This window comes from Arsukibacterium sp. MJ3 (assembly GCF_000987765.1).
In the GTDB taxonomy this organism is placed as follows: Bacteria; Pseudomonadota; Gammaproteobacteria; order Enterobacterales; family Alteromonadaceae; genus Alishewanella.
The window spans coordinates 65,256-87,290 of sequence record NZ_LAHP01000017.1 but is presented as its reverse complement, the minus strand read 5'-3'; the positions used below and the strand labels follow the sequence as shown (position 1 = coordinate 87,290).

Genomic DNA, 22,035 nt, shown 5'->3' with positions numbered 1-22,035 from the left:
CTTGTGGTTTACCGTCTTTATCTTTAATAAAGTGCATGGTCATCATGATCATCCGGGCAACCCAGAAGAAAATAATATCAAAACCGGTTACTAATACATTGGTAGGGTGAAAGGTTTTTAAATCGTCAGTGTGTTCCGGCCAGCCGAGGGTAGAAAATGTCCACAGTGCTGAGCTAAACCAAGTATCGAGCACATCATTGTCTTGTTGCAGTATTATGTCATTTGCCAGCTGATATTTGCTGCGCACTTCTTGCTCAGTGCGGCCAACATAAACTTTGCCATTGTTATCGTACCAGGCCGGTATGCGGTGGCCCCACCATAACTGGCGGGAAATACACCAGTCTTGAATGTCGCGCATCCAGCTGAAATACATGTTTTCATATTGCTTGGGCACAAATTCAATTTGGCCGGTTTCCACTGCGTTTACCGCCGTTTTAGCCAGTGGCGCAACCCGCACATACCATTGGTCGGTAAGCAGTGGTTCAATTACTACGCCACTTCTGTCTCCGTAGGGCAGGGTGTTGTTATGATCTTCTATTTTTTCGAGTAAACCAGCACTGTCGAAATCGGCGACGATAGCGCTACGGGCACTAAAGCGATCTAACCCCTGGTATTGCGCCGGAATAGCGGCGGTGAGTGCCGGGTTAATTTCACCATTAGGGTGAAAACATTCACCTTCGCTTCGAATAGTCGCATCGAGTGTCATCATGTTGATCATCGGTAACTGATTGCGCTTACCTACTTCATAATCGTTAAAATCATGGGCCGGGGTAATTTTAACGCAGCCGGTTCCTTTGTCCATATCGGCATGTTCATCAGCAATAATAGGAATACGGCGGTTAACCAGTGGTAGCAGTATTTCTTTACCAATTAATGCCTTATAACGCGCATCATTCGGGTTAACGGCAACGCCGGTATCGCCCAGCATGGTTTCAGGCCGGGTGGTCGCCACCACCAGATAATGCTTCCCTTCAGCAGTAACGGCGCCATCGGCCAGCGGGTAGCGCAGATGCCACATCTGGCCTTTCTGCTCTTTATTTTCTACTTCAAGATCAGAGATGGCGGTTTGCAGTTTTGGATCCCAGTTTACCAGGCGCTTTCCGCGGTAAATTAAGTCGTCTTCATACAGCCTTACAAACACTTCCTGTACTGCGTTAGACAAGCCCTCGTCCATCGTAAATCGTTCACGGTGCCAGTCAACCGAGTTGCCAAGTCGGCGCATTTGCGCGGTAATGGTACCGCCAGATTCTTCTTTCCACTGCCAAACTTTTTCAATAAAGGCATCGCGGCCCATGGCGTGACGGCCGGGTAACCCTTCTGCCGCCAATTTGCGCTCTACCACCATTTGGGTGGCAATGCCGGCATGGTCACTGCCAACCTGCCATAAGGTATTTTTACCTTTCATCCGCTGGTAACGGGTCATGGCATCCATAATGGTTTGCTGAAAGGCATGGCCCATATGCAGGCTACCGGTAACATTCGGTGGCGGGATCATAATGCAGTAGCTGCCGGCACCAGTGTCACCGGCTGGTTTAAAATAGCCTTTACTTTCCCATGCGCTGTACATGGCTTGTTCTATCTGACTGGGGTTAAATGTTTTTTCCATGAGAGTACCTGTTGTTCAGTCGGCATTGACCGTAGCTGGGGTAATACCCGACTGACGATAATGCTTATAACGTTCCCGCGCCTGCGCTTTAGCAGCGGCCCCGGCCGGAACAAATTCGATGATGTCGGTGAAGCGGTTGGCAAAAGCCGGGATATCTGGTGCCAGATTAATCAGCACCTGGCGGCTTTGTTTGGGTGGCTGCCAGCTAATTTCTACTGGCGCGCCGCGAGCCGGGCCTTCACCACTAAGGTTATGCGGTACAAAGCTGTCGGCATCAAACTGCCATAGCAGTTGGTCAATAAGCTCGGCATCTGGCTGGCTGCCAGTATAAATAAAAACCCGCTGATTAGCGCGGTAAAAGCCAGCACACAGTTGGCAAGCCAAAGTAAAATGAGCTGGCGGGGTGCTCAGCTCATTTTCAGATGTCTGCTGGCTGTCGGCCAGCACGTAAAAGGTAACCGCCATTAATGATCCTGGTTATGACCAGCCCGGTTAATTAAAAACTGAGTCAGTAAAGCCACCGGGCGACCGGTAGAACCCTTATCTTTGCCACCACTGCGCCAGGCCGTGCCGGCAATATCTAGGTGAGCCCAGTTATATTTACGGGTAAAGCGAGATAAAAAGCAGGCGGCGGTAATAGTACCGGCTGCGCGGCCACCCAGGTTGCTAAAATCGGCAAATGGGCTGTCCAGTTGCTCCTGATAGTCATCCCATAATGGTAAGCGCCAGGCCCGGTCGCCGCTTTGCTCAGAGGCATTTAAAATTTCATGTGCCAGCGGATTGTGGTTACTCAGTAAGCCAGAAGCATGCTTGCCTAGTGCAATAACGCAGGCACCGGTTAAGGTGGCCACATCAATCACCAGCTCAGGATCGAACCGCTCAGCATAGGTTAGCGCATCGCACAGTACTAAGCGGCCTTCAGCATCCGTGTTTAACACCTCTACTGTCTGGCCAGACATGGTGGTTAAAATATCACCTGGCCGGTAAGCATTTGCATCGGGCATATTTTCTGCCGCAGCCAAAATGGCCACAATATTAAGCGGCAAGCCCAAGGCTATTACCGCATGCATGGTGCCAAGAACAGAGGCTGCACCACACATGTCATATTTCATTTCGTCCATGCCATCGCCGGCTTTTAAGCTAATACCGCCAGAGTCGAAGGTTAGGCCTTTGCCAATAAACACCATTGGTGCACTGTCGTTGTCGGCACCGTTATATTTGATAACTGACATTTTCGGGCCATTAACCGAACCACGACCAACCGCCAGGTAAGCGTTCATACCATGGCTGGCCAGCTCTTCAACACCCAGTACTTCTACACTGACTTTATCAGACAGTTCTACCAGTGCCAGCGCTTGATCTGCCAGATAGGCGGGGGTACAAATATTTGGTGGCATATTGCCAACGTCTTTACACTGCTTAATACCGGCAGCAATTGCCAGCCCTTGCTCAACCGCGCGCTCACCGATGGTTAAGTCACGACGGGTTGGCACGTTAAAGACAATTTTACGCAGTGGACGGCGGGTTTCATCTTTTTTGCTTTTTAAGCGATCGAAAACATAAAGGCAGTCTTGAGTGGTTTCTACTGCATGACGCACTTTCCAGTAGGTATCGCGGCTTTTTACATGTAATTCTGATAAAAAGCATACCGCTTCCATTGAGCCGGTTTCATTCAATGTGCTGATCGTTTTGGCAATAATTTGCCGATACTGCCGCTCATCTAATTCACGCTCTTTGCCACAGCCAACCAGCAATACCCGCTCGCTCAATACATTTGGCACATGATGCAATAATAGCATCTGGCCGGGTTTGCCTTCTAAATCGCCACGGCGTAATAAATTGCTGATATAGCCTTCGCTAATTTTATCAAGCTGTTCTGCTACTGCGGAAAGACGGCGTGGCTCATACACACCAACAACAATACATGCGCTACGTTGTTTTTCCGGACTTCCGCTTTTAACGCTGAACTCCATACTCACTCCTGATTCTAAGAGACTGTGCTACTATAGCCGTTAACAACTGTTATACGGTTACCTAGCCAGTTAAATACCTTGCTGAATTCTACCGTGAATTGAGAAAAAAGCTCGGTTTTCCCGGTAGTTTGCCTGATAATAATTGCTATAAATATCAAGTTTACTGAAAAATCGCCAGGGTTCCAGCAAAAAGACAGGTTTTAGGGGGCATTTTTGATTATTTTTCGTTATCTGATTGGGGAAGTGTTTCGTGCCCAATTGGCTGTCTTTGTTATTCTGACTAGCATTATTATTAGCCAGCGCTTTGTAAGAATTCTGGCTGATGCTTCAGAAGGTGATGTACCAGGTCAACTGGTTATGGCTATCGTTGCCTTAAAATTACCCCAACTTGCCGTAATAATTCTGCCATTAAGTGCTTTTTTAGGTATTTTGGTTGCCTACGGCCGCATTTATGCCGACAGTGAAATGACGGTGTTGCATTCTACCGGGGTTAGTGAATGGTATGTTACCCGCCTGACCTTATTGCTGTCGCTGGTAATGGCCATACTGGCGGCAGGGGTTACCTTATATCTTAGCCCCTGGGCCACCGAGCGTGAGTATCAGCTGCTGGATAAAGCCGATAGCAACGTGGGGTTGTTTTCGCTGGTTCCGGGTCGCTTTCAGCACACCGCCAATGAAAAAGCCGTCATTTTTGTGCAAAATATTAGCCGTTCTGGTAATGGGTTGTCTGGTGTGTTTGTGGCGCAAACCGAATTGCATGGTAGTCAATCACGACACGCTATTGTGTATGCTGAAACCGGTGCCGTTAATGAAGACCCTACTACCGGTGCGCAAATGCTGGAACTGCAGCGAGGCCGCCGCTATGCCGGTGATGGCCGCTCACCGGCATATGAAGTTACCGAGTTTGGCCGTTATCAAATTCAGCTGCGTGAGCAAGAAGTAGAGCAACGCCGGCGTAAATTAAGCAGTTTAAGCACCCCATTGTTATTACAGGAAAATAGCGCAGAAGCCTCTGCAGAGTGGCATTGGCGTATTGCTATTCCGTTGTCTATTCCTATTTTATCGCTGATAGCCGTGCCGCTAAGCCGGGTTAACCCGCGGCAGGGTAAATTTGGCCGCTTATTGCCAGCCTTGTTATTATATTTGGGGTATTATTCGTTGCTAATTATTGGCCGTTCGGCACTGGAAGATGGCAAAATTCCGCCACAACTGGGTATGTGGTGGCTACATGGTAGTGCTTTGCTGCTGGGGGTGTTTTTAATTATGCGCAACCGCTCTGGTGCTCAGCGTTTCCGTGCCTGGTTAGCGAGGCGAGCCTGACATGCTAAAAATTCTCGATCTCTACATAGGCCGCACCATTTTGGCCACTTCGGCACTCACCTTAACCGTGCTGATTGTGTTATCGGCGTTGTTTCGGTTTATTGATCAAATGCGCTCTATCGGCCGGGGCTATTATGACATGGTGCATGCGGCGCTATTTACCTTGTACAGCATGCCGGGCGACATAGTGTTGTTTTTCCCCATGGCGGCATTAATTGGTGGTTTAATTGGTATGGGGATGATGGCCAGCAGTAGTGAGCTGGTGGTAATGCAGGCAGCCGGCATGTCACGGCTTAATATTATCAGCTCGGTAATGAAGTCGGCCATTGTGATGGTGTTGGTGGTAATGGCTGTTGCTGAGTGGGGCGCGCCGGTTAGTGATAGAACAGCTAGAGAACTTAGAATTAAAGCGATTTCCGACGGCAATTTATTTGCTGCCCGCCAGGGCGTTTGGGCAAAAGATGGCGACAGTTTTGTCAATATTAAAGAAGTGGATGATGCTGGTAATTTAACCGGCTTAACTATTTACAAGTTTGGCAGTGACTTTCAATTACAAACCATTGTTAGTGCAGACAATGCGGTTTTTCGTGCTGACAGCTGGCGTCTGGAAAATGTGACCGAGTTAACTTTCTCAGCAGAGCGGGTGTTGCAAAAAAATCTGCCTGAGCAGCAGTGGCGTTCAAGTTTAACGCCCGATAAGCTCGGCGTGGTAACGATTAAGCCAGAAATGTTGTCGCTAACTGGGTTAACGCAATATGTCGAATATTTGCAACAAAATGATCAGGATGCCAGTCGCTATGAGCTGGCCTATTGGCGAAAAGTATTACAGCCCCTGTCGGTAGCCGCCATGTTACTAATGGCATTAAGCTTTATCTTTGGGCCATTACGTAGTGTAACCATGGGAGCCAGGGTATTGCTGGGTATTTTAACCGGCTTCGGTTTTTATATGAGCAATGAGCTATTTGGCCCGCTAGCCTTGGTTTATCAGTTACCACCCCTAGTGGGAGCCATGTTACCTAGTCTGTTGTTTATTGCCATGGCATTGTATTTTATGCGGCGCAAGGTATAGGTTTATCGGGCGCTCTGGTGCACATTCAGGTTTTTACTTTGCGCTTTGCTAATTACCACCATCTGGCTGGCGGTAAGCTGGTCTTGCAATGCCAGGCCTTTACCCCAGCGCAACCACAACCATAAATTACCCACACCAAAACAGGCTAATAAAGCCCGTGCCAAAGCTTGCAAAGGCGTTAACGGCAAGCCATTTTGCTTTATAACGACTATACGCCAAGCCCGCATGCCAAGCGTTTGGCCCGCTTTGCACCAAAAGTAAACGTAGAAGCCTAATATAATCGCCAGCAGGTAGCTAAAATACAGCCAGCGCAGTAGCCCGGTAGTTAAGTAGTCGGCAATGTCACTATAACCATTAAGATTAACCAGTGCGGTCGACACCAATAACTGAACCAGCAACATGGCAATGCCAGCCGCCAGCATAACCAATGCCATCAGCACCAAAACATCATAAATTATTGCCGCTAAACGCCGGGCAAAGCCGGCACGGGGCGCATTGGCAAACATAGCAAGTTCCTGTCTGTAACCTGTGGCAAGTTTAACACGCTGCGGCTTTTTTACGATCTTAGCAGGTGTTTTTTTCGGTAGTGCTGTAATTTTGTGCAAATAAAAGCGAATTAAAGCAAAGGGGCATAAAAGCACTTGCCAAGGCTAAGTAGCATCGTATAATGCAGGCGTTTACTTCAATATATCCCTCAGTGCCTGGGTGGCGAAATCGGTAGACGCAGTGGATTCAAAATCCACCGGGGGAAACTCCGTGCCGGTTCGAGTCCGGCCCTAGGCACCATAAATAATATTCTGCTCATTTTTCCTCATATTACTATTTGCATCTCTACGTCTAATAAGCCTGCTTAATCTTGCACTTAACCCCCTTGGCAACCATGATAGACGTTCCGGGTAAGTAACCAGTTAAGCTCGCTATATAAACCGCTACTGTTTCTCACTGATGGCGCCCACACATAAACATGCCCGAACTTTTACTGCTAAGCTGACACTGTGAAATTTTTATATAGGGTCATGCAATGGAGTTTATTGATTATTACAGCGTGCTCGGCGTGGATCCTAAAGCGGATGACAAAGCTATTAAAACGGCATACCGCAAACTCGGGCGCAAGTATCACCCTGATGTAAGCAAACTGCCGGATACTGCAGAAAAATTTAAACGCGTTGCACAAGCCTATGAGGTATTACACAGCGCTGAGAAACGTGCCGAATACGATGCTTTATGCGCCGCGCGCCATCGTGCTTTTGACAGACAGCAGGGGCAAACGACAGCGGGCTATTCTGCCGACAATAATACGGCAACCAATCAGGAGTTTGCTGATTTTTTTAATTCTATTTTTGGCGAAACCGGCTCGCGTAACCGGCAACAACATCGTCAGCAACCATGGTATGACGACATTAATAAAAGCAAAGGCGCTGATGTTGAACTCGACTGGCCAATAATGCTGGAAGACACCCTGGCTGACACCACCAAGCAAATTGAATTTGTCATGGCCGTTAACGGTAGTCAGGGTTATCAACAGCAAATAAAAAAATCGTTGAAGGTTAAAATTCCAGCCGGTACGCGTGATGGCGAGCGTATTCGGCTTAAAGGTCAGGGGGCTCCCGCTAGTAATACTATTCCAAGCGGCGATGTGTATTTGACAATCCGATTACTACCTCACCCGTTGTTTGATGTTGAAGCAGATAATCTGTTGCTTACTTTGCCGCTAGCACCTTGGGAAGCGGCGCTGGGAACAAAAATAACACTGCCTACGCTTAATGGAAAAATTCAGTTGGCGATCCCGACTAATAGCCAGGCTGGCCAACGTTTACGGGTAAAGGGCAAAGGCCTGGTGGGAAAAAAATCGAGCGGAGATTTGATTGTGATTATAAAAATTGTAATGCCGCCTACGCTAAATGAGAGCAGTAAAACACATTGGGCTCAGCTTGCTGACAGTGCCAGTTTTAACCCCCGCCGCGAATGGAATAATCTATCATGACAATGTTATCAGACATTCACACCGCTAATTATCACTTGAGTTTTGAAGAGCTTTGCCTCTCTGCCAATGTTAGCCAAAAAACCATGTTTGAATTGGTGCAAAATGATATTGCAATACCCGTCGCAGGCGCCCAGCCACCGCAATGGCTATTTCACGTAACTTGCGTGACAAAAGTGAAAAAAGCAGCTCGACTTAATCGTGATTTAGATATTGGTTGGGCCGATCTTTATTTAGTGTTAAATCTGCTTGATGAAATTGAACAGCTAAAAAATGAAAACGATCAACTTAAACAGCAGCTAGGGAGGTTGCTGTAGTGTTAGCTGTTGCACAAAAGTAGTCTTCGATAGCGACCCTGTCTGAATCTGTTATCAAACAGGGAGTTCACATGAATCGCAGAACAACCAAGCAATGGCTGGAGCTTTTTTATCAGCACAAAATAAGCAGCTTAACCCAAACCGCTTTTGCTAAAAACGAAATTAACCCTACCAATTCGAGCTATCGTAAGCGGCAACTTTTAGCCTTACAACACTGTTTAAGACGATGCCGTGATTAAGTTGCTTATCAATATGCCTAAAATTTATCTGAATCGAACTTCAGCTGTAGAACGTATTTTATCTTTCTGATGTCAGTTCTTTTTTTAGGCATGGCAGAGTAGTCCTTAACATTGACGTTAAGACATCGCTTACCAATTGATCCCAATGGAAAAAGAAGGTTATTCCGGCATCCCGATCACTGGTTTCGGAAAACAGCTAAAACTGATCGGATAAAAACCAAATCATTGATCGGATTAAGGCCGAATGGGTGATCGGTTTCGACCGAAACATGCATAGGTGAAATTTAATCAATACAGACTCTGTTACATCTTGTTACAAAAATAGGTGTTTTACCTTCTTTAACCACATAGTTAGTAGTGTTTTTACCGTAGACAAGGCTAATGCGATCGTATAATTTAGGGCACTGTAAAAACCTTACTTAAAGCAAGGTCTTTACAGTAGGCATTTATAATTTAACGATTTTATTTAATTAATTCGGTGCAGCGATCATCGTACTTAGCAATGGCAGGAAGCAGTCGAAAACTACATTCACAAGATATTACTTAAACCTGAGAACTTGATTATCAACTGAAAGTATTCTATGGCCTTTGCTAAACATTTTAATTTTAAGTTTGATTTTACTACAGTAAATGGAGTTTTTTTTGAAGAAGACAATTACACAAGAAACAATTGTAGATGTACTTTCAGAAACATTGATAGTAGTTAATTCAAATGGCGTTATTGAATGGGTCAATCAAGCTGTAAATACGCTGCTTGGATATCGTAGAGAAGAATTAGTTGGTATGCCTCTGAGTATTCTCATCCCTCCAGAGTTCTGTGAATCTCACAACATGTTATTTAAAGGTTTTCAACACCAGTCATCTAAACAAGCAATGGGTTATTCTCGCCCACTTTTTATAATGTCTAAAAAAAATGAACGTAAAGCCGTTTTTATCGAGCTAACACCGGTAAACTTTCAAAATGAAAAATGCGTTTTAGCAACGGTCAGTGAAAATAATCTCACAACACAATATGAAAGAATTATTGATGACGTCAAAAATTTATTTAATGAATCACAATCTATTGCAAATATCGGAGCTTGGGACTGGAATATTCTAACGGGAGAGTTGCATTGGTCAACCCAGATATTCGTTATTTTTGGCTTGAAAGAAAATACCTTCAATGTAAGTTACGAAAATTTTATTTCTTTTGTCCATCATGAAGACAGAGACGCTGTTGAATCTGCAGTAAAAAAAACTTTATCAGGTGATGCGCCATACTCAGTGGCGCATAGAATAGTCCGCCTTGACCAGTCTCTTCGTTATGTTGTGGAGCGTGGTAAAGTCTATAGAGATGCTGCAGGCAAGCCGATTCGAATGATAGGTACAGTTCAAGATATTACCTTAGAACATAATTATCAGATGCAACTGAGAGTTGCTGATTCAATATTTCAGTATTCGTATGATGGGGCAATAAGCACAGACAATTATTTCAAAATTATAAAAGCAAATCCGTCTTTCGAAAGAATGAGTGGCTATACTGCTTTTTCTCTTGAAGGTATTTCATTGTTTAAAATTATTCCAGAGCTAGGAGAAAAAGAAAATCTTGAGAGTATTAATTCAAAGGGATATTGGCAAGGCAGAATTACTTGTAAAAATAAAAAAAATGAAATTTTTCCTGTACAGTTATCTATTGTAAAAGTAGATAATGAAATAAAATTTGGTGTTAAATTTTATATTGTTACTATAAATGACATTTCTAATATCACAGCTCATGAAGCTCAGCTAAAAAAGCTAGCTTACTTCGATCCACTGACGTCATTATATAACCGTAGTTATTTTATTGAAAGGATGTCAGAAGAAATAGCACATTGTATTAGTAGTAAAGATGAAAAATGCAGCATGTCATTGTTGTTCATTGATCTAGATGGGTTTAAAGAAGTTAACGATAGTCAAGGTCATGATGAAGGTGATCGCATTTTATCGACTATAGCAAGATTGCTAGACAACGTTGTAGAAAATGAAATGCTACTTTCCAGGTTTGGTGGTGATGAATTCGTAATTTTATATAAGTCAGGGGTAGAGGTTCTGGTTCAAAAACTAGCATCTAAAATTTCTCAAGCATTATCAATCGTTTTGGTCTATGGCAGTCAAGATTTCAAAATTACGGCCAGTATAGGCATTGCTATTTTCCCCAAAGATGGAACTGAAGCGCAGGATTTGCTAAAAAAAGCTGATATTGCTATGTATAAAGCGAAAGAGTCTGGGAAAAATCGCTTCTTATTTTACAAAGAAGAATTTAGTAAACAAAAAGCTCATCGTCGCCAGTTAGTCTCCGATCTTGAACGCGGTATCAGTGAAGGGCATATAGTCGCTTATTTTCAACAAATTATTCCTTCAGAAAAAGATGAAGTTTATCGCTTTGAAGCATTGGCACGTTGGTTTCATCCTCAAAAAGGCGTCATTTCACCAGTAGAGTTTATTCCAATTGCTGAAGAAACGGGACTTATCGCAGAGCTAGGTAGCATTGTTCTTAAGCAAGCAATTGATTTTCTAGAGCATTGGTATCTAAAAAACACATCTAGAGCAGTCATATCGGTGAATTTATCTGCTTATCAATTATTTGAACCCAGTCTTCTAGAGAGAATTTTGAATATAGTGGGTACAAATCCTATTCTCTACAAAAGTCTTATTTTTGAAATTACTGAAAGTGCCATTATGCAAAATTTTGACACCGCTCGAATCACACTAAGTGGAATAAAAGCTTTAGGCTGTTCGATAGCTTTAGATGATTTCGGAACAGGTTACTCCTCTTTAAGCTATCTGAGTAGGCTACCTATAGATGAGGTAAAAATAGATAAAAGTTTTATAAATAAGCTGCCTGAAAATGAAAGTGATTGCTTAATTTGTAAGGCAATTGTTTCTTTAAGTCACTCTTTAAAAATGAAAGTAGTGGCTGAGGGAGTAGAAAACCTAAACCAGAGGCAGTACTTAAAAAGTATAAATTGTGATTTTATGCAAGGTTTTTTATTCAGCAAACCAATGCCAGCAGATGAAATTTTTAAATCCATAAATGCTGGTTCTATAAAAAGTGACGCTATACAACGTAAGGATTTTATTAGCGCTCAAATTGAAAATAAGATTTTAAGATAAATACAAATTAATTAAAACCAGCTTAAATCTCAACATGTTCAATTAAAACAATAAAATAGGATTTATAATGAATAGAGAAAGGTTGTTCCCGGAAAGTGAATTCCTGCTTTCAACTACAGATTTAAACAGCCACATAAAATATGCAAACGAAAGTTTTTGTGATATTGCAGGGTACTCTTTAGATGAACTGAAGGAACAGCCACATAATAAAGTGCGGCATCCTGAAATGCCTAAGGCTGCTTTTAAAGACTTATGGAATACGATTAAAAGCGGACAATCTTGGATGGGACCAGTTAAGAATCTTTGTAAAAATGGTGACTATTACTGGGTTAATGCTTTTGTGACTCCAATACGAGATAACGCTGGAAAAGTCATTGAGTATCAATCAGTGAGGACGGTTCTAGATGATAAAGTTAAACAGCGGGCAGAGGGTTTATATCCGAAGCTTGACTTAGCGGGTACAACGAAATCGGTTAACCGTAAAGTAGATAAAACTCAGTGGGTCCAAGCTATTTTATTTTTAGTTTTGATACTCTCGGTTTTGTCGTTTTATGATAATGAAAAACTCATTATAAAAGGTTTACTTACCACTCTATTAATTGTTGCTAATTTTATTTTTTATATCTGGCGCAGCCAATATAAGGAAGTACTAAGGCAATCGAATGACATATTCAATAACTCTTTAATGAGTTATTTGTATTCTGGCAATAATGACAAGTTGGGTAACATATCGTTGGCATTAAAAATGCGCAAAGCTGAAATGAGAGCCGTCGTTGGTCGGGTAAGTGACGATTCGGCGAGTCTGACTTTAACGGCTAAAACGTCATCTAAGCGGGGAAATGACGTGGCAAGTATATTATCAAGCCAGAAAGGTGAGACAGATCAAGTTGCCTCTGCAATTCACCAGATGTCGGCAACTGTGCATGAGATAGCTAAAATAGTATCTACGGCTTCGGATGTCTCACAAAATGGGTTAAGTCTGAGTCAGCAAGGACAAAATACTGTAAGCGAAACAACTAAGTCAATAACCGAATTATCTGAACAATTGTTAGAAGTGGACACTGCAATTAGTCGTTTGATTGAGGGTACTCGTTTAATTGAGGAAGTGTTGATCGTAATAAGTAGTATTGCTGATCAAACTAATTTACTTGCGCTAAATGCAGCAATAGAAGCAGCACGAGCCGGCGAACAAGGCAGAGGTTTTGCAGTAGTTGCTGAAGAGGTGAGGGCACTTGCTATGCGTTCTCAGCAATCTACTGTCAAAGTTGGTAAACTTACAAATCAGTTACGAGTGGAGTCCGATTTTGTAATCAACTCAATGACTAAAGGGCGAGCGCTATCAGCAAGTTGTGTTAACTTAGCCAGGCATACCACTGTTGCGTTGAAAAAAGTCAACGAGGAGGTATTTTCTTTAGCTGAGTTGAATGCACAAGTTGCTACTGCAGTTGAGGAGCAGGCTGTTGTAGCGGAGCAGATAAATAAAAACATTACCACAATCTCTAATATGTCGTCACAAAGTGAAAACAATGGCATAGAAGCAGCAAATTTGGGGGCTGACTTAGTCGAAAGGTTAGCGAACCAGCAGAGTTTGATTGCGCAGTTTAATCGATAAGTTTGTGAGTGCACTACATCCGATAAACTCACTAAGCTATTAACACACAGAGATGTTTGACACTAGCCTAGTGAATATTGCGAAATAACTTAAGCAGGATGTAATCTGTTCCGCTCCTATTCCTTACGCTTTTCATCCATTACTTTTCCTGGCACAGACGGTTTAGGCAACTTTAAATTGCCCAGCCAACTGTTGCAGTTTGTTACCAAGCCGGCTTAAGTCACTACTTGCAGCTGCTGTTTGTTCACTTGCTGCCGCCGATTGTTCTGAGACATCGCGAATACTAAATATACTACGATTAATTTCTTCCGCTACCGCGCTTTGTTGCAACGCCGCGGAGGCAATTTGCTGATTCATCTGCTGAATGCTGTTAACGGCTTCATTAATAGCACTGATAGCGTCATCGGCATTGTCCGCACTTTCTAACGTTTTTTCAACCAAGTATGAGCTGTTATGCATGTTGCTGACAGCTGCTTCTGCTTTTTGCTGTAACTTATTGATTAGCTGCTCGATCTGACCTGTTGATTCCTGAGTTCGAAGTGCTAATGCCCTTACTTCTTCTGCTACCACCGAAAAACCACGACCCGCTTCACCAGCACGGGCTGCCTCTATAGCGGCATTAAGTGCAAGTAAATTGGTTTGGTCGGCAATACTTTTAATGACATCTAATACTGAACCAATATTGTTGCTTTGTTCTTTCAGTTCGCTAATGGATTTGGCTGAAGTTGCTACCTCATGTGCCAACGCTTTTATTTGCTGCATGGTTTTTTGTACTAATTGTTCGCCTAGGGTAGCTTGCTGTGCTGATTCCGCAGCAGCACTAAAAGCCGCTTCAGCACTTTTTGCTACATCCTGAACAGTAGCGGTCATTTCGTTCATCGCGGTGGCTACTTGCTCTGTCTCTTCTTTCTGCTGTTTTATGCCAGCCGAATTCTGCTCAGAAATTACTGCCATTTCTTCAGTTGCCGTAGCTAACTGGACAATTCCGGCAGTAAGATTATTAATTAACTCGCGCAGGCTAAGGCTCATGTTTTGCATTGCTTGCATTAATTGGCCTGGTTCATCTTTTCTGTCCGTTGGTAAGTTTGCTGTCAAATCACCCGCAGCAATTTTTTCTGCAACCTCAACAACCTGCCGCAACGGATCAACTACCATTTTGGTAATGAGAATACCCGCCAACAAACCAACGGCAGTGGCAATTATCGCGGCCGTAACAATTAATCTTTCGAGGCTATTGGTTTCATCATCAAGTCTGTTGAGTTGATAGTCTACTGAGCGGGTAGCTGCAGCATCAGCTGCTCTGGCAGCTTGAGTCATTTTTTGTTCAATACTGTCGATTTCAGCTTTGTTCGTAAGTATATCAACCGTTGAAAGCTCTTTTAAATGCTGTTGATAAACGTAGACTTGCTCTAACACTTCCTGCATTAGCAACTTACTTTCGGTGGTAAAGAATTGATTTAAACTTGTTTGACCTATTTTTCTAGCCTGCTCACTTTTATCAAATGCCATTTGAAAATATTTAATGTCATTTCGCAAGATAAAGTTTTTTTCCTGCTGCTGCGCTTCGCTGATGAGTAAATTGACTTGCTTAACATCTGATACTTGCTTAAATCGCTCTGATAGGCTGTTCATCGACATGTAGCTGATTATCGATATGAGCATTAAAATAAGTAACACCAAACTAAAGCCAGATAAAATCTTAGTGCGAACGCCAACATTATTTACCGCTGAAGCTATTGCCATCATAGTTGAACTCCGTTTTTGCAAGAGCGTCTGCATAAATTGTTCAGTGCTTCGCAATGTTAATTATTAATAAATAACCAAAAAACTAATTTTCATATAAATGTTAAATATTTTTTGAGTGTTTGAATAAAGCTAAACTATTATCTTATGCATAAATAGGTACGGCATAAGGTGGTTTTGGTTCAGCGTATTGTTTGTTTTTTATAATTTGATAAAATGAAGAAATATTAAACAGATCCCTGGGCTGAGATTCCGTGGTTACAGAGGCTTTCTAGCATTTAAAAACTGATGCAATATTGGCACGCCAGTATTGCAATTGATAAGGTCTTCTCTATCAGTTCCTACGGAAATCAATCCGATTTTATTACAAAAGTATGTAATAATGCGTCATATTCAATTTTCTACCTGGCATACGCAGTTATGGGCAGCGGCATTTGCTTTGTATATGGTTTCGTCGTCGCGATGGATTAGGCTTGTTAGTGTAGCGGTTTTAAGGTGCTGTGCTACGCCTACACTAGCAGTGCCAAACTTGTTTTAGCTGCCTAGAAGCCCGTCACGTAGTTTTTTCACGGCAGGAGCCCAGATGAGAAATAATCTACCCGTTACCAATAAAGAATACACTTTTCCTACTTCAGAACGTCTTATTTCCGGCACTGATGCCAAAGGTAATATCACTTATTGCAACACCGCCTTTGTTAACGTCAGTGGTTTTACCAAAGAAGAGCTAATAGGTAAACCGCATAATATTATTAGGCATCCTGATATGCCCCCTGCGGTGTTTAAAGAAATGTGGCAAACCCTAGCAGACGGCCACGTTTGGATGGGGCTGGTAAAAAACCGTCGTAAAAATGGTGATCATTACTGGGTAAGTGCCTTTGTTACGCCAGCATTGGAAGGCGGTAAAGTAGTCAGCTACGAGTCTGTGCGTGTGGTGCCACTTGCTGAAGAAATAGCGCGAGCTGAAGAAGCTTATCGACGTTTGCGCGCGGGAAAATCAAATTTGTCGGTGGCGTATCGCGCCTTTAAAGCATTACAGTCTGTTGCGCCTATTCTTATTCCGGGACTTATCAGTGCAGCTTTGCTGAGTAGTTTGTCAGGCTGGACAGCAGGCGCTATTGTGCTTGGGGCAACGGTTATTTCAGCAGCATGGTTAGCCTACCAACAAAAAACGCAACTACTCGATATTATTAGTATTAGTCCTGAGTCATACGCGAATACCATGGTTGCCGAAACTTATTTTAGTGATATCGGCAGCAAGGCCCAGGTTAAATTAGCTTTGGCTTGTGAAATCGCCAGAAGCCGCACTGCGCTTACTCGAATTGCCGATGCCGCCTCGGAACTTGATGCTATTGTTAAAAATACTCAAACAGAATCTGAATCTACGTCGGCTGCAGTTGCAGAGCAAAGCCATGCAACACAACAAATTGCGTCAGCAATTACTCAGATGTCTGCTGCCATACAAGAAGTTGCTGGCAATGTACAAACGAATGCGTTAAGTGCTCGTGATGCGCTCGATAGTGTAGATGATGGCGCCAAGCTAGCCAACGACGCTAAAACGGCTATTGATGCATTAAGCCATTCAGTCGCCAGTATTGCGGCAACAGTTCGTGAACTTGCTGATTCAACCAGTGAGATTGGGCAAGCGGCCAACATTATATCGACTATAGCCGATCAAACTAATTTATTAGCCCTAAATGCGGCTATTGAAGCGGCTCGGGCAGGTGAACATGGCCGTGGTTTTAGTGTAGTGGCAGATGAAGTGCGGGCTTTAGCATCAAAAACACGGGAATCTACTGACAAAATTCATAAAATTGTAGCGGTATTAACAAAAAGAGCGGTTAGTGCAGTCGGGATCTCAGAGCAAGGTGAAAAAGCGGCTCAGCATGGGGTTGAAACGGTTGAGCACACACGTGATGCGCTAAACAATATCCGTGACTCTGTGCGCACTATTACTGCTTTAACCGAGCAAATGTCCACCGCAGTAGAAGAGCAGAGCACCGTAGCAGAGCATATTAATCAGCAAATAGTTGAAATTGCCGATAGTACATCGGTAACCCAAAACTCGGCTAATGCTGCTTTAGATGCCAGTCAGCGTTTGGCGAAAACCGTTATAAATTTACGTTCTATTATTTCACGTTTTTCTTCAGGCCGAAGTAAACAGTAAACGGTTTCTTATGAAGAGACACTATAGCGTCGGGTCGATGCGGCTTTAACATAAGGTGGTGTTTTTAGCGTTTAAAGCCAATTCTAAAACCGCCCCAATGTTTATTATTAACATAAATGGGCACCGATAAGTCGTGTAATATTTCACCGGTGTCTCTTTTATACGTTTGCAGTAGCATCGCTTCGGTATTACTGCCGCAGCGGCTACCGGTGCGATCAGCAAAAATACGTTTACTACGATTGGCTAGCAAGTCTTTATCGTAGTTTCCACTAAGGGGTTGGCTAAATTTTTTATTGTGAGTAGGAAAGTACCCTTTACAATCGACCGCGCCGGCATACAATATCTGGGTATGACGGCTTAAAATAGCCTCTTGAACCTCTGGAAACGCCTGATCGGTATAATTGTCATAAGCAGTGTGAAATTTCTGTGGGTGGGTATTAGCAATAGGCTGATATTGCTGTGAAAACAGTTGTTGTTCACTGTATTTACCACTACTGATACCCTGCTGCAATAGCGCGCTAATTGCAGTGGCTGCCTGCAATGCTTCACTTAAAATAGGGCTATAAAAACTGTTATGATTTAGCTGGCTAAGTTCTCGGTAAATACTTTCTGTTTCCATTGATAAATCTATGGCTTGAATGGCAATGCTACTGCCTTTTTGCTCAATCGCGGTAAGGCCGTCGCTAATACTGTTAATCGCCTGGGTAATGGCATTACTGGTGTCTTCTAAACGGCTGCCAACATGTTCTAACTGGCCGCTGGCTGCCGCAGCCTGGCCAATTTCACTATTAATATGGGCAAAACCAGATGCCACTTGCTGCAGTTGTTGCTGAACATCGGTGGTTTTGCTAACCAATAACCCCATTTGGTCAGCAGTTTTGCTGCTTTGCTGTCGAATTTCAGCCAGCATGGTGGCAATGTCGGCGGTAGCACCCGAGGTTTTATGGGCCAGTGCCCTAACTTCTTCTGCCACTACGGCAAAACCACGGCCTTGCTCACCGGCTCTGGCCGCTTCAATAGCGGCATTAAGCGCCAGTAAGTTGGTTTGATCGGCAACATTGTTAATGACTTCAGTAATACGCTGAATGTTGTCGGCTGAATTTCGTAACTGCTCCAGTTCATGTGCTGAGATGCTAACAGACTTAGCTAGCTGTGCTATGCCCGCAACACCTAAGTCTAGTTGCTGATCGGCTTGCTGGCAGGCAGTGGCAGTTTGCTGAATACTTAGGTTTAAAGTTTGTAAACTGTCATTTAATTGGTTGCTGGAGCGGCCAAGTTCGGCGCTGCTGTCGGCAATTTTGGCGCTGTCTTGGGCACTGTGTTTAATGTCGTTATTCAGGCTGTCAATAAAAAAAGATACTTCGGCCGATCCAATAGCCAGTTTGGACGTTGACACCTCAATTTTTGTGATGTCCAGCTCAGGTAATGCCACCACAGCTTCTGCTTTAGGACGGCTTAGCCAATATTGCACAGCAAAAAAAGCTAACAATATTACGACCAGCAAACTGCTACTAAGCAGGCTGGCAGCGTTAAGCCAATTGCCGGTAAGCAGGATAATAAGCAAGCTTAAATTAACTAGCCAAGGCAACATATTTACTCCATAGTCGGTTTTATTTGCTAGGTTACTATGGCAGAAATTAGTATGCGGTAAAGCATTACTACCACTACTGCGACTAAAGTCTAGACGGGTTTTTTGTGCTATATACTTGATGTCGGTCAAAACCGCTTGGCGTTTTTGCCAGTATTATAATAACGATTAAAAGTAGGAGAGTACATTATGAGTAATTTAAATCGGCGCACGTTTTTTAAAATTTCAGCAGGAACCATCATTGGCGTTACTGCCGGTAGTATTAGTTTAAGTGCGTTAGCGGCCGAACAGTTAAAACTGGACGACCCACTAGCGGCAGCAATGCGTTACAGCCATAAATCTGAAATAGCAGACCAGAATTGCAACAATTGTAGCCTGGTGCAGGGAGAAGCGGGCCCAGAGTGGCGGCCTTGCGCTATTTTTCCTGGTAAGTTAGTTGCCAGTGAAGGCTGGTGTGCAGCCTGGGCTAAAAAGGCAGCTTAGTGCCAAACGAAATAAAAAACGGTCAGTTGACCGTTTTTTTATTGCTTAAATATCATGGCAATTGCAAGTGCCGGCCACCATCTAGTGCTAAAATCCGGCCGGTAACATAATGGCTACTGAGCAAATATAAAATACTCTGCAGCACTTCATCCGGGCCTGGCGCAATAGCCATTAATGATTTTGCTAGGGCTTTTTGCCGGTAGGCCGCATCATCACCCTCGTTAAACATTAATAAGGCTGGAGCAATTGAATTCACTTTTACTTTTGGCGCCAGTTTGCGGGCCAGCGACAATGTTAAATTATCCAGTGCAGCTTTAGAGGCCGCATAAGCCTGATGTTTGCTGCTGCCTACCGTGGCAACAAAATCAGTTATATGAATAATATCGGCCATATCTGGCCCGGCCATGAGTTTTGGCAACAGTGCCCGATTAAGTAAATAAGGTGCTCTGGCATGAATATGCTGCATAGCATCAAATACGGCGGCATCTTGTTGTAACTGGCTTAACACAGTTTGGCCTTCGCTTAAACTCTCTTTACGATCGGCTTGCCAGCTTGAGGCGTTATGGATAACAGCCCGAATGGCCGGATAGGGTGCTAGAGCGTCAATGAATACCGCCATGCTGTCAAGCTGATTAAAGTCTGCCTCAATGCAATGCGCGCCAGCCTGTTGTAAGGCACGAATACCCGGTGTGAGTTTACGATAACTTATTGCCAGCTGAAAACCTTGCTGTAATAGCTCAGTGGCGCAGTGTAAGCCCACCCGCTGACCCGCACCGGTGATGACAATCAGGCCTTTTTGATGTTGAATAGGATTCATAAATCACGTTTTATCAAGAATATGTAAACACCCTGTACGCTAAAAAACTTATTCAGGATTGGCAGCAAGTGTTTCATTCATTAATTCGGCACTGACATAACCTAAAAAATCAGTTTCTGGTAATGGTTTTGCAAAGTAAAAACCCTGGCCTTCATCGCAGCCCAACAGGGCAAGTCGGGTCGCAGTGGCGCCGTCTTCAATACCTTCTGCCACCGTTTTTAAGCCCAGGCTTTTACTCATTTGAATAATGGCCCGCACCAGCGGCTCATCCCGCTCAGATAAACTTAACGATTGAATAAATGACTTATCAATTTTTAAGTAGCTGGCATTAAAACGGCGTAAATATCCCAAGTTTGAATAGCCCGTACCAAAATCATCAATTGAAAAACGAATGCCCAACTGGTGCAGGGCGGTTAATTGCCTAGTAATATTATCGCCCTCGCCAATCAGTAACGACTCAGTAAGTTCCAGTTCCAGCGCATTGGCCGGTAGCGCCGCTGCCGTTAGTGCTTGTAGTACCTGTTGCTCTAGCGTGCCATCCCGGAACTGCACATAAGATAAATTAACGGCTACGGTGAGATTATAATATCCCTGCTGGCGCCAGCGGCTGCAAGCCAGGCAAGCTTGTTGCAGCACCCACTGGCCAATTTCGACAATAAGGCCACTGCTTTCAGCCAGCGGAATAAAGTCGTCCGGTCCTATCATGCTGCCGTCTGGTTGCGGCCAGCGTAGTAACGCTTCGGCACCAATTACTTGTGGTGTTGACAGTATTAATTTTGGTTGATAATGCAATTGAAATTCGTTTTGCTTTAAGGCTTTGCGCATTAATTTCAATAGGTTAAATTTATCAATACTGGCCTTATTTAACTCGTCATGATAAAAGCGGTAGACATTGCGGCCATCGGCTTTAGCCTGAAACATCGCCAGGTCAGCGTGTTTGCAAATTTCACTAAATTCGTTCCCGTCCTGAGGCACAATGGCGATACCGACCGAACCTGAAATTTCAATTTGGTTTTGCATAATATAAAATGCGGCTGTGGTTTGTTGCAGCAAGGCAGCAGCTGTAGCGGCCAATGCTTCATCATCACTAAAAGCCGGAACCAGTATTAAAAATTCATCACCACCAAAACGACATAAAATATCGTTTTCGCTTAATATGTTTTCTAAGCGTCGGGCTAATTGTTGCAGTAATAAATCGCCAGCGGCATGGCCAAGCGAATCATTAACTGGTTTAAAGTTGTCTAAATCGAGTAGCAGAACACCAAGCCGTTGCTGTCCGTTGAGGCAGTGGTTATACAAGCGCTGATAGTGTTGCTGGCAATATACCCGGTTGGGTAATGCGGTTAACGGATCATGTAACGCCAAATGCTCTATATGCGCCTGGCTTTGTTTTACCCGATGGTTTTCCGTTTGCAGGGTGTGCAGCAGTCGCTGCTGATCACGATACAGCAAATACACGCTAACACCCGTAACCAGTAAAATAACAGCGGTAAACACAAAATGAGCAACCGTGATGGTTGGAATAACCGGAAGCAAAATACCGCTAATTGCCAGATAGGTCAGTACGGCACAAAAAGACAACATAAAACTGATTAACGAGAAAAACAGCCGGCTATTACCTAGCATTGCCGCAAATACCAGCACGCCGGGATAACCAAGCAAGGCTAAGTCACGAAGCCCCCCAGATACATAAGCCAGTGCAGATAACATTAAGCACATTGCCCACAGTAACACCACCGTAGCGGCCGCTGCCCTTTTCTGATAAGCGAAAATGGCAGCCAGTGCTAACGCTATGCAGCCTGACAGTAATATCCATTTAGTGATGCCAGAGGCCACGGCTACCGCTAAAACCAGTCCAAACATCGTTAAACCAATAATTTGCAATAAACGATTGGTGCGCAGTTTACTGGGCCGGTTGGGGTGACTACTAACAGCTGTTTTGGCTAACGCTTGATCATTCGGCATTTAAGTCGATACAACATTCACTTTAG

The 22,035-nt window shown here is 43.8% G+C and carries 17 protein-coding genes and 1 tRNA gene; 10 read left to right on the top strand and 8 right to left on the bottom strand.

The window, feature by feature from the left end; translation table 11 throughout:
* The 3 genes from VT06_RS12885 to pepA all read right to left on the bottom strand — a co-directional run.
* Positions 1-1,606: valine--tRNA ligase (locus tag VT06_RS12885; protein WP_046554725.1), on the bottom strand; the 1,606-nt coding region annotated here is incomplete at its 3' end.
* Positions 1,607-1,621: 15 nt separating this feature from the next.
* Positions 1,622-2,071 (bottom strand): DNA polymerase III subunit chi, encoded by a 450-nt coding sequence (locus VT06_RS12880; protein WP_046554724.1) that lies wholly within the window; start codon positions 2,069-2,071, stop codon positions 1,622-1,624.
* The gene (pepA, locus tag VT06_RS12875) at positions 2,071-3,579 is read right to left on the bottom strand and encodes a leucyl aminopeptidase (protein ID WP_046554723.1); all 1,509 of its coding nucleotides are present in this window, start codon (positions 3,577-3,579) and stop codon (positions 2,071-2,073) included. Before pepA ends, VT06_RS12880 begins: the two co-directional genes overlap by 1 nt.
* A gap of 213 nt (positions 3,580-3,792) precedes the next feature.
* Here pepA and lptF point away from each other — a divergent pair, with 213 nt between their 5' ends.
* Positions 3,793-4,899: an LPS export ABC transporter permease LptF gene (gene lptF, locus VT06_RS12870; protein ID WP_046554722.1), complete on the top strand. Its 1,107-nt coding sequence runs from the start codon at positions 3,793-3,795 to the stop codon at positions 4,897-4,899.
* A 1-nt stretch (position 4,900) separates the two neighbouring features.
* Positions 4,901-5,968 carry an LPS export ABC transporter permease LptG gene (gene lptG / locus VT06_RS12865; protein WP_046554721.1) on the top strand — a complete coding sequence of 356 codons (1,068 nt, stop codon included), beginning with the start codon at positions 4,901-4,903 and terminating at the stop codon, positions 5,966-5,968.
* A gap of 2 nt (positions 5,969-5,970) precedes the next feature.
* Here the strand turns inward: lptG and VT06_RS12860 are convergent, their stop codons facing one another.
* On the bottom strand, positions 5,971-6,474 hold the full coding sequence (locus tag VT06_RS12860) for an RDD family protein (protein WP_046554734.1): 504 nt from the start codon (positions 6,472-6,474) through the stop codon (positions 5,971-5,973).
* A gap of 193 nt (positions 6,475-6,667) precedes the next feature.
* On the opposite strand from VT06_RS12860, the gene VT06_RS12855 reads away from it, so the two are divergent.
* The 6 genes from VT06_RS12855 to VT06_RS12835 all read left to right on the top strand — a co-directional run bounded on the left by VT06_RS12855 (position 6,668) and on the right by VT06_RS12835 (position 13,249).
* Positions 6,668-6,754, top strand: a tRNA-Leu gene (locus tag VT06_RS12855).
* 235 nt (positions 6,755-6,989) lie between these two features.
* Complete coding sequence (locus tag VT06_RS12850; RefSeq protein ID WP_046554720.1) at positions 6,990-7,952, top strand: DnaJ C-terminal domain-containing protein; 963 nt, start codon at positions 6,990-6,992, stop codon at positions 7,950-7,952.
* Positions 7,949-8,266, top strand: a complete 318-nt coding sequence (locus tag VT06_RS12845; RefSeq protein WP_052750262.1) for a chaperone modulator CbpM — start codon at positions 7,949-7,951, stop codon at positions 8,264-8,266. The genes VT06_RS12850 and VT06_RS12845 overlap by 4 nt, the downstream gene beginning before the upstream one ends.
* 71 nt (positions 8,267-8,337) lie before the next feature.
* Positions 8,338-8,505, top strand: coding sequence for a hypothetical protein (locus VT06_RS18250; protein WP_161795041.1), 168 nt, complete (start codon positions 8,338-8,340; stop codon positions 8,503-8,505).
* Positions 8,506-9,147: 642 nt separating this feature from the next.
* Positions 9,148-11,637 carry a GGDEF domain-containing phosphodiesterase gene (locus VT06_RS12840; RefSeq protein ID WP_046554719.1) on the top strand — a complete coding sequence of 830 codons (2,490 nt, stop codon included), beginning with the start codon at positions 9,148-9,150 and terminating at the stop codon, positions 11,635-11,637.
* A 67-nt stretch (positions 11,638-11,704) separates the two neighbouring features.
* Complete coding sequence (locus VT06_RS12835; RefSeq protein WP_046554718.1) at positions 11,705-13,249, top strand: PAS domain-containing methyl-accepting chemotaxis protein; 1,545 nt, start codon at positions 11,705-11,707, stop codon at positions 13,247-13,249.
* 162 nt (positions 13,250-13,411) lie between these two features.
* On the opposite strand, the gene VT06_RS12830 is transcribed toward VT06_RS12835, so the two are convergent.
* Positions 13,412-14,995: a methyl-accepting chemotaxis protein gene (locus VT06_RS12830; RefSeq protein WP_052750261.1), complete on the bottom strand. Its 1,584-nt coding sequence runs from the start codon at positions 14,993-14,995 to the stop codon at positions 13,412-13,414.
* 580 nt (positions 14,996-15,575) lie between these two features.
* On the opposite strand from VT06_RS12830, the gene VT06_RS12825 reads away from it, so the two are divergent.
* Positions 15,576-17,156 carry a PAS domain-containing methyl-accepting chemotaxis protein gene (locus tag VT06_RS12825; protein WP_046554717.1) on the top strand — a complete coding sequence of 527 codons (1,581 nt, stop codon included), beginning with the start codon at positions 15,576-15,578 and terminating at the stop codon, positions 17,154-17,156.
* Positions 17,157-17,220: 64 nt separating this feature from the next.
* Here the strand turns inward: VT06_RS12825 and VT06_RS12820 are convergent, their stop codons facing one another.
* On the bottom strand, positions 17,221-18,747 hold the full coding sequence (locus tag VT06_RS12820) for a methyl-accepting chemotaxis protein (protein WP_046554716.1): 1,527 nt from the start codon (positions 18,745-18,747) through the stop codon (positions 17,221-17,223).
* A 186-nt stretch (positions 18,748-18,933) separates the two neighbouring features.
* On the opposite strand from VT06_RS12820, the gene VT06_RS12815 reads away from it, so the two are divergent.
* The gene (locus VT06_RS12815; protein WP_046554715.1) at positions 18,934-19,227 is read left to right on the top strand and encodes a high-potential iron-sulfur protein; all 294 of its coding nucleotides are present in this window, start codon (positions 18,934-18,936) and stop codon (positions 19,225-19,227) included.
* A gap of 52 nt (positions 19,228-19,279) precedes the next feature.
* Here the strand turns inward: VT06_RS12815 and folM are convergent, their stop codons facing one another.
* Both folM and VT06_RS12805 read right to left on the bottom strand, forming a co-directional pair.
* Positions 19,280-20,044, bottom strand: coding sequence for a dihydromonapterin reductase (gene folM / locus VT06_RS12810; RefSeq protein WP_046554714.1), 765 nt, complete (start codon positions 20,042-20,044; stop codon positions 19,280-19,282).
* Between the two features lie 48 nt (positions 20,045-20,092).
* A complete protein-coding gene (locus tag VT06_RS12805; protein WP_046554713.1) occupies positions 20,093-22,009 on the bottom strand; it encodes a bifunctional diguanylate cyclase/phosphodiesterase in 1,917 nt (638 codons plus the stop codon).
* Positions 22,010-22,035 lie beyond the last annotated feature (26 nt).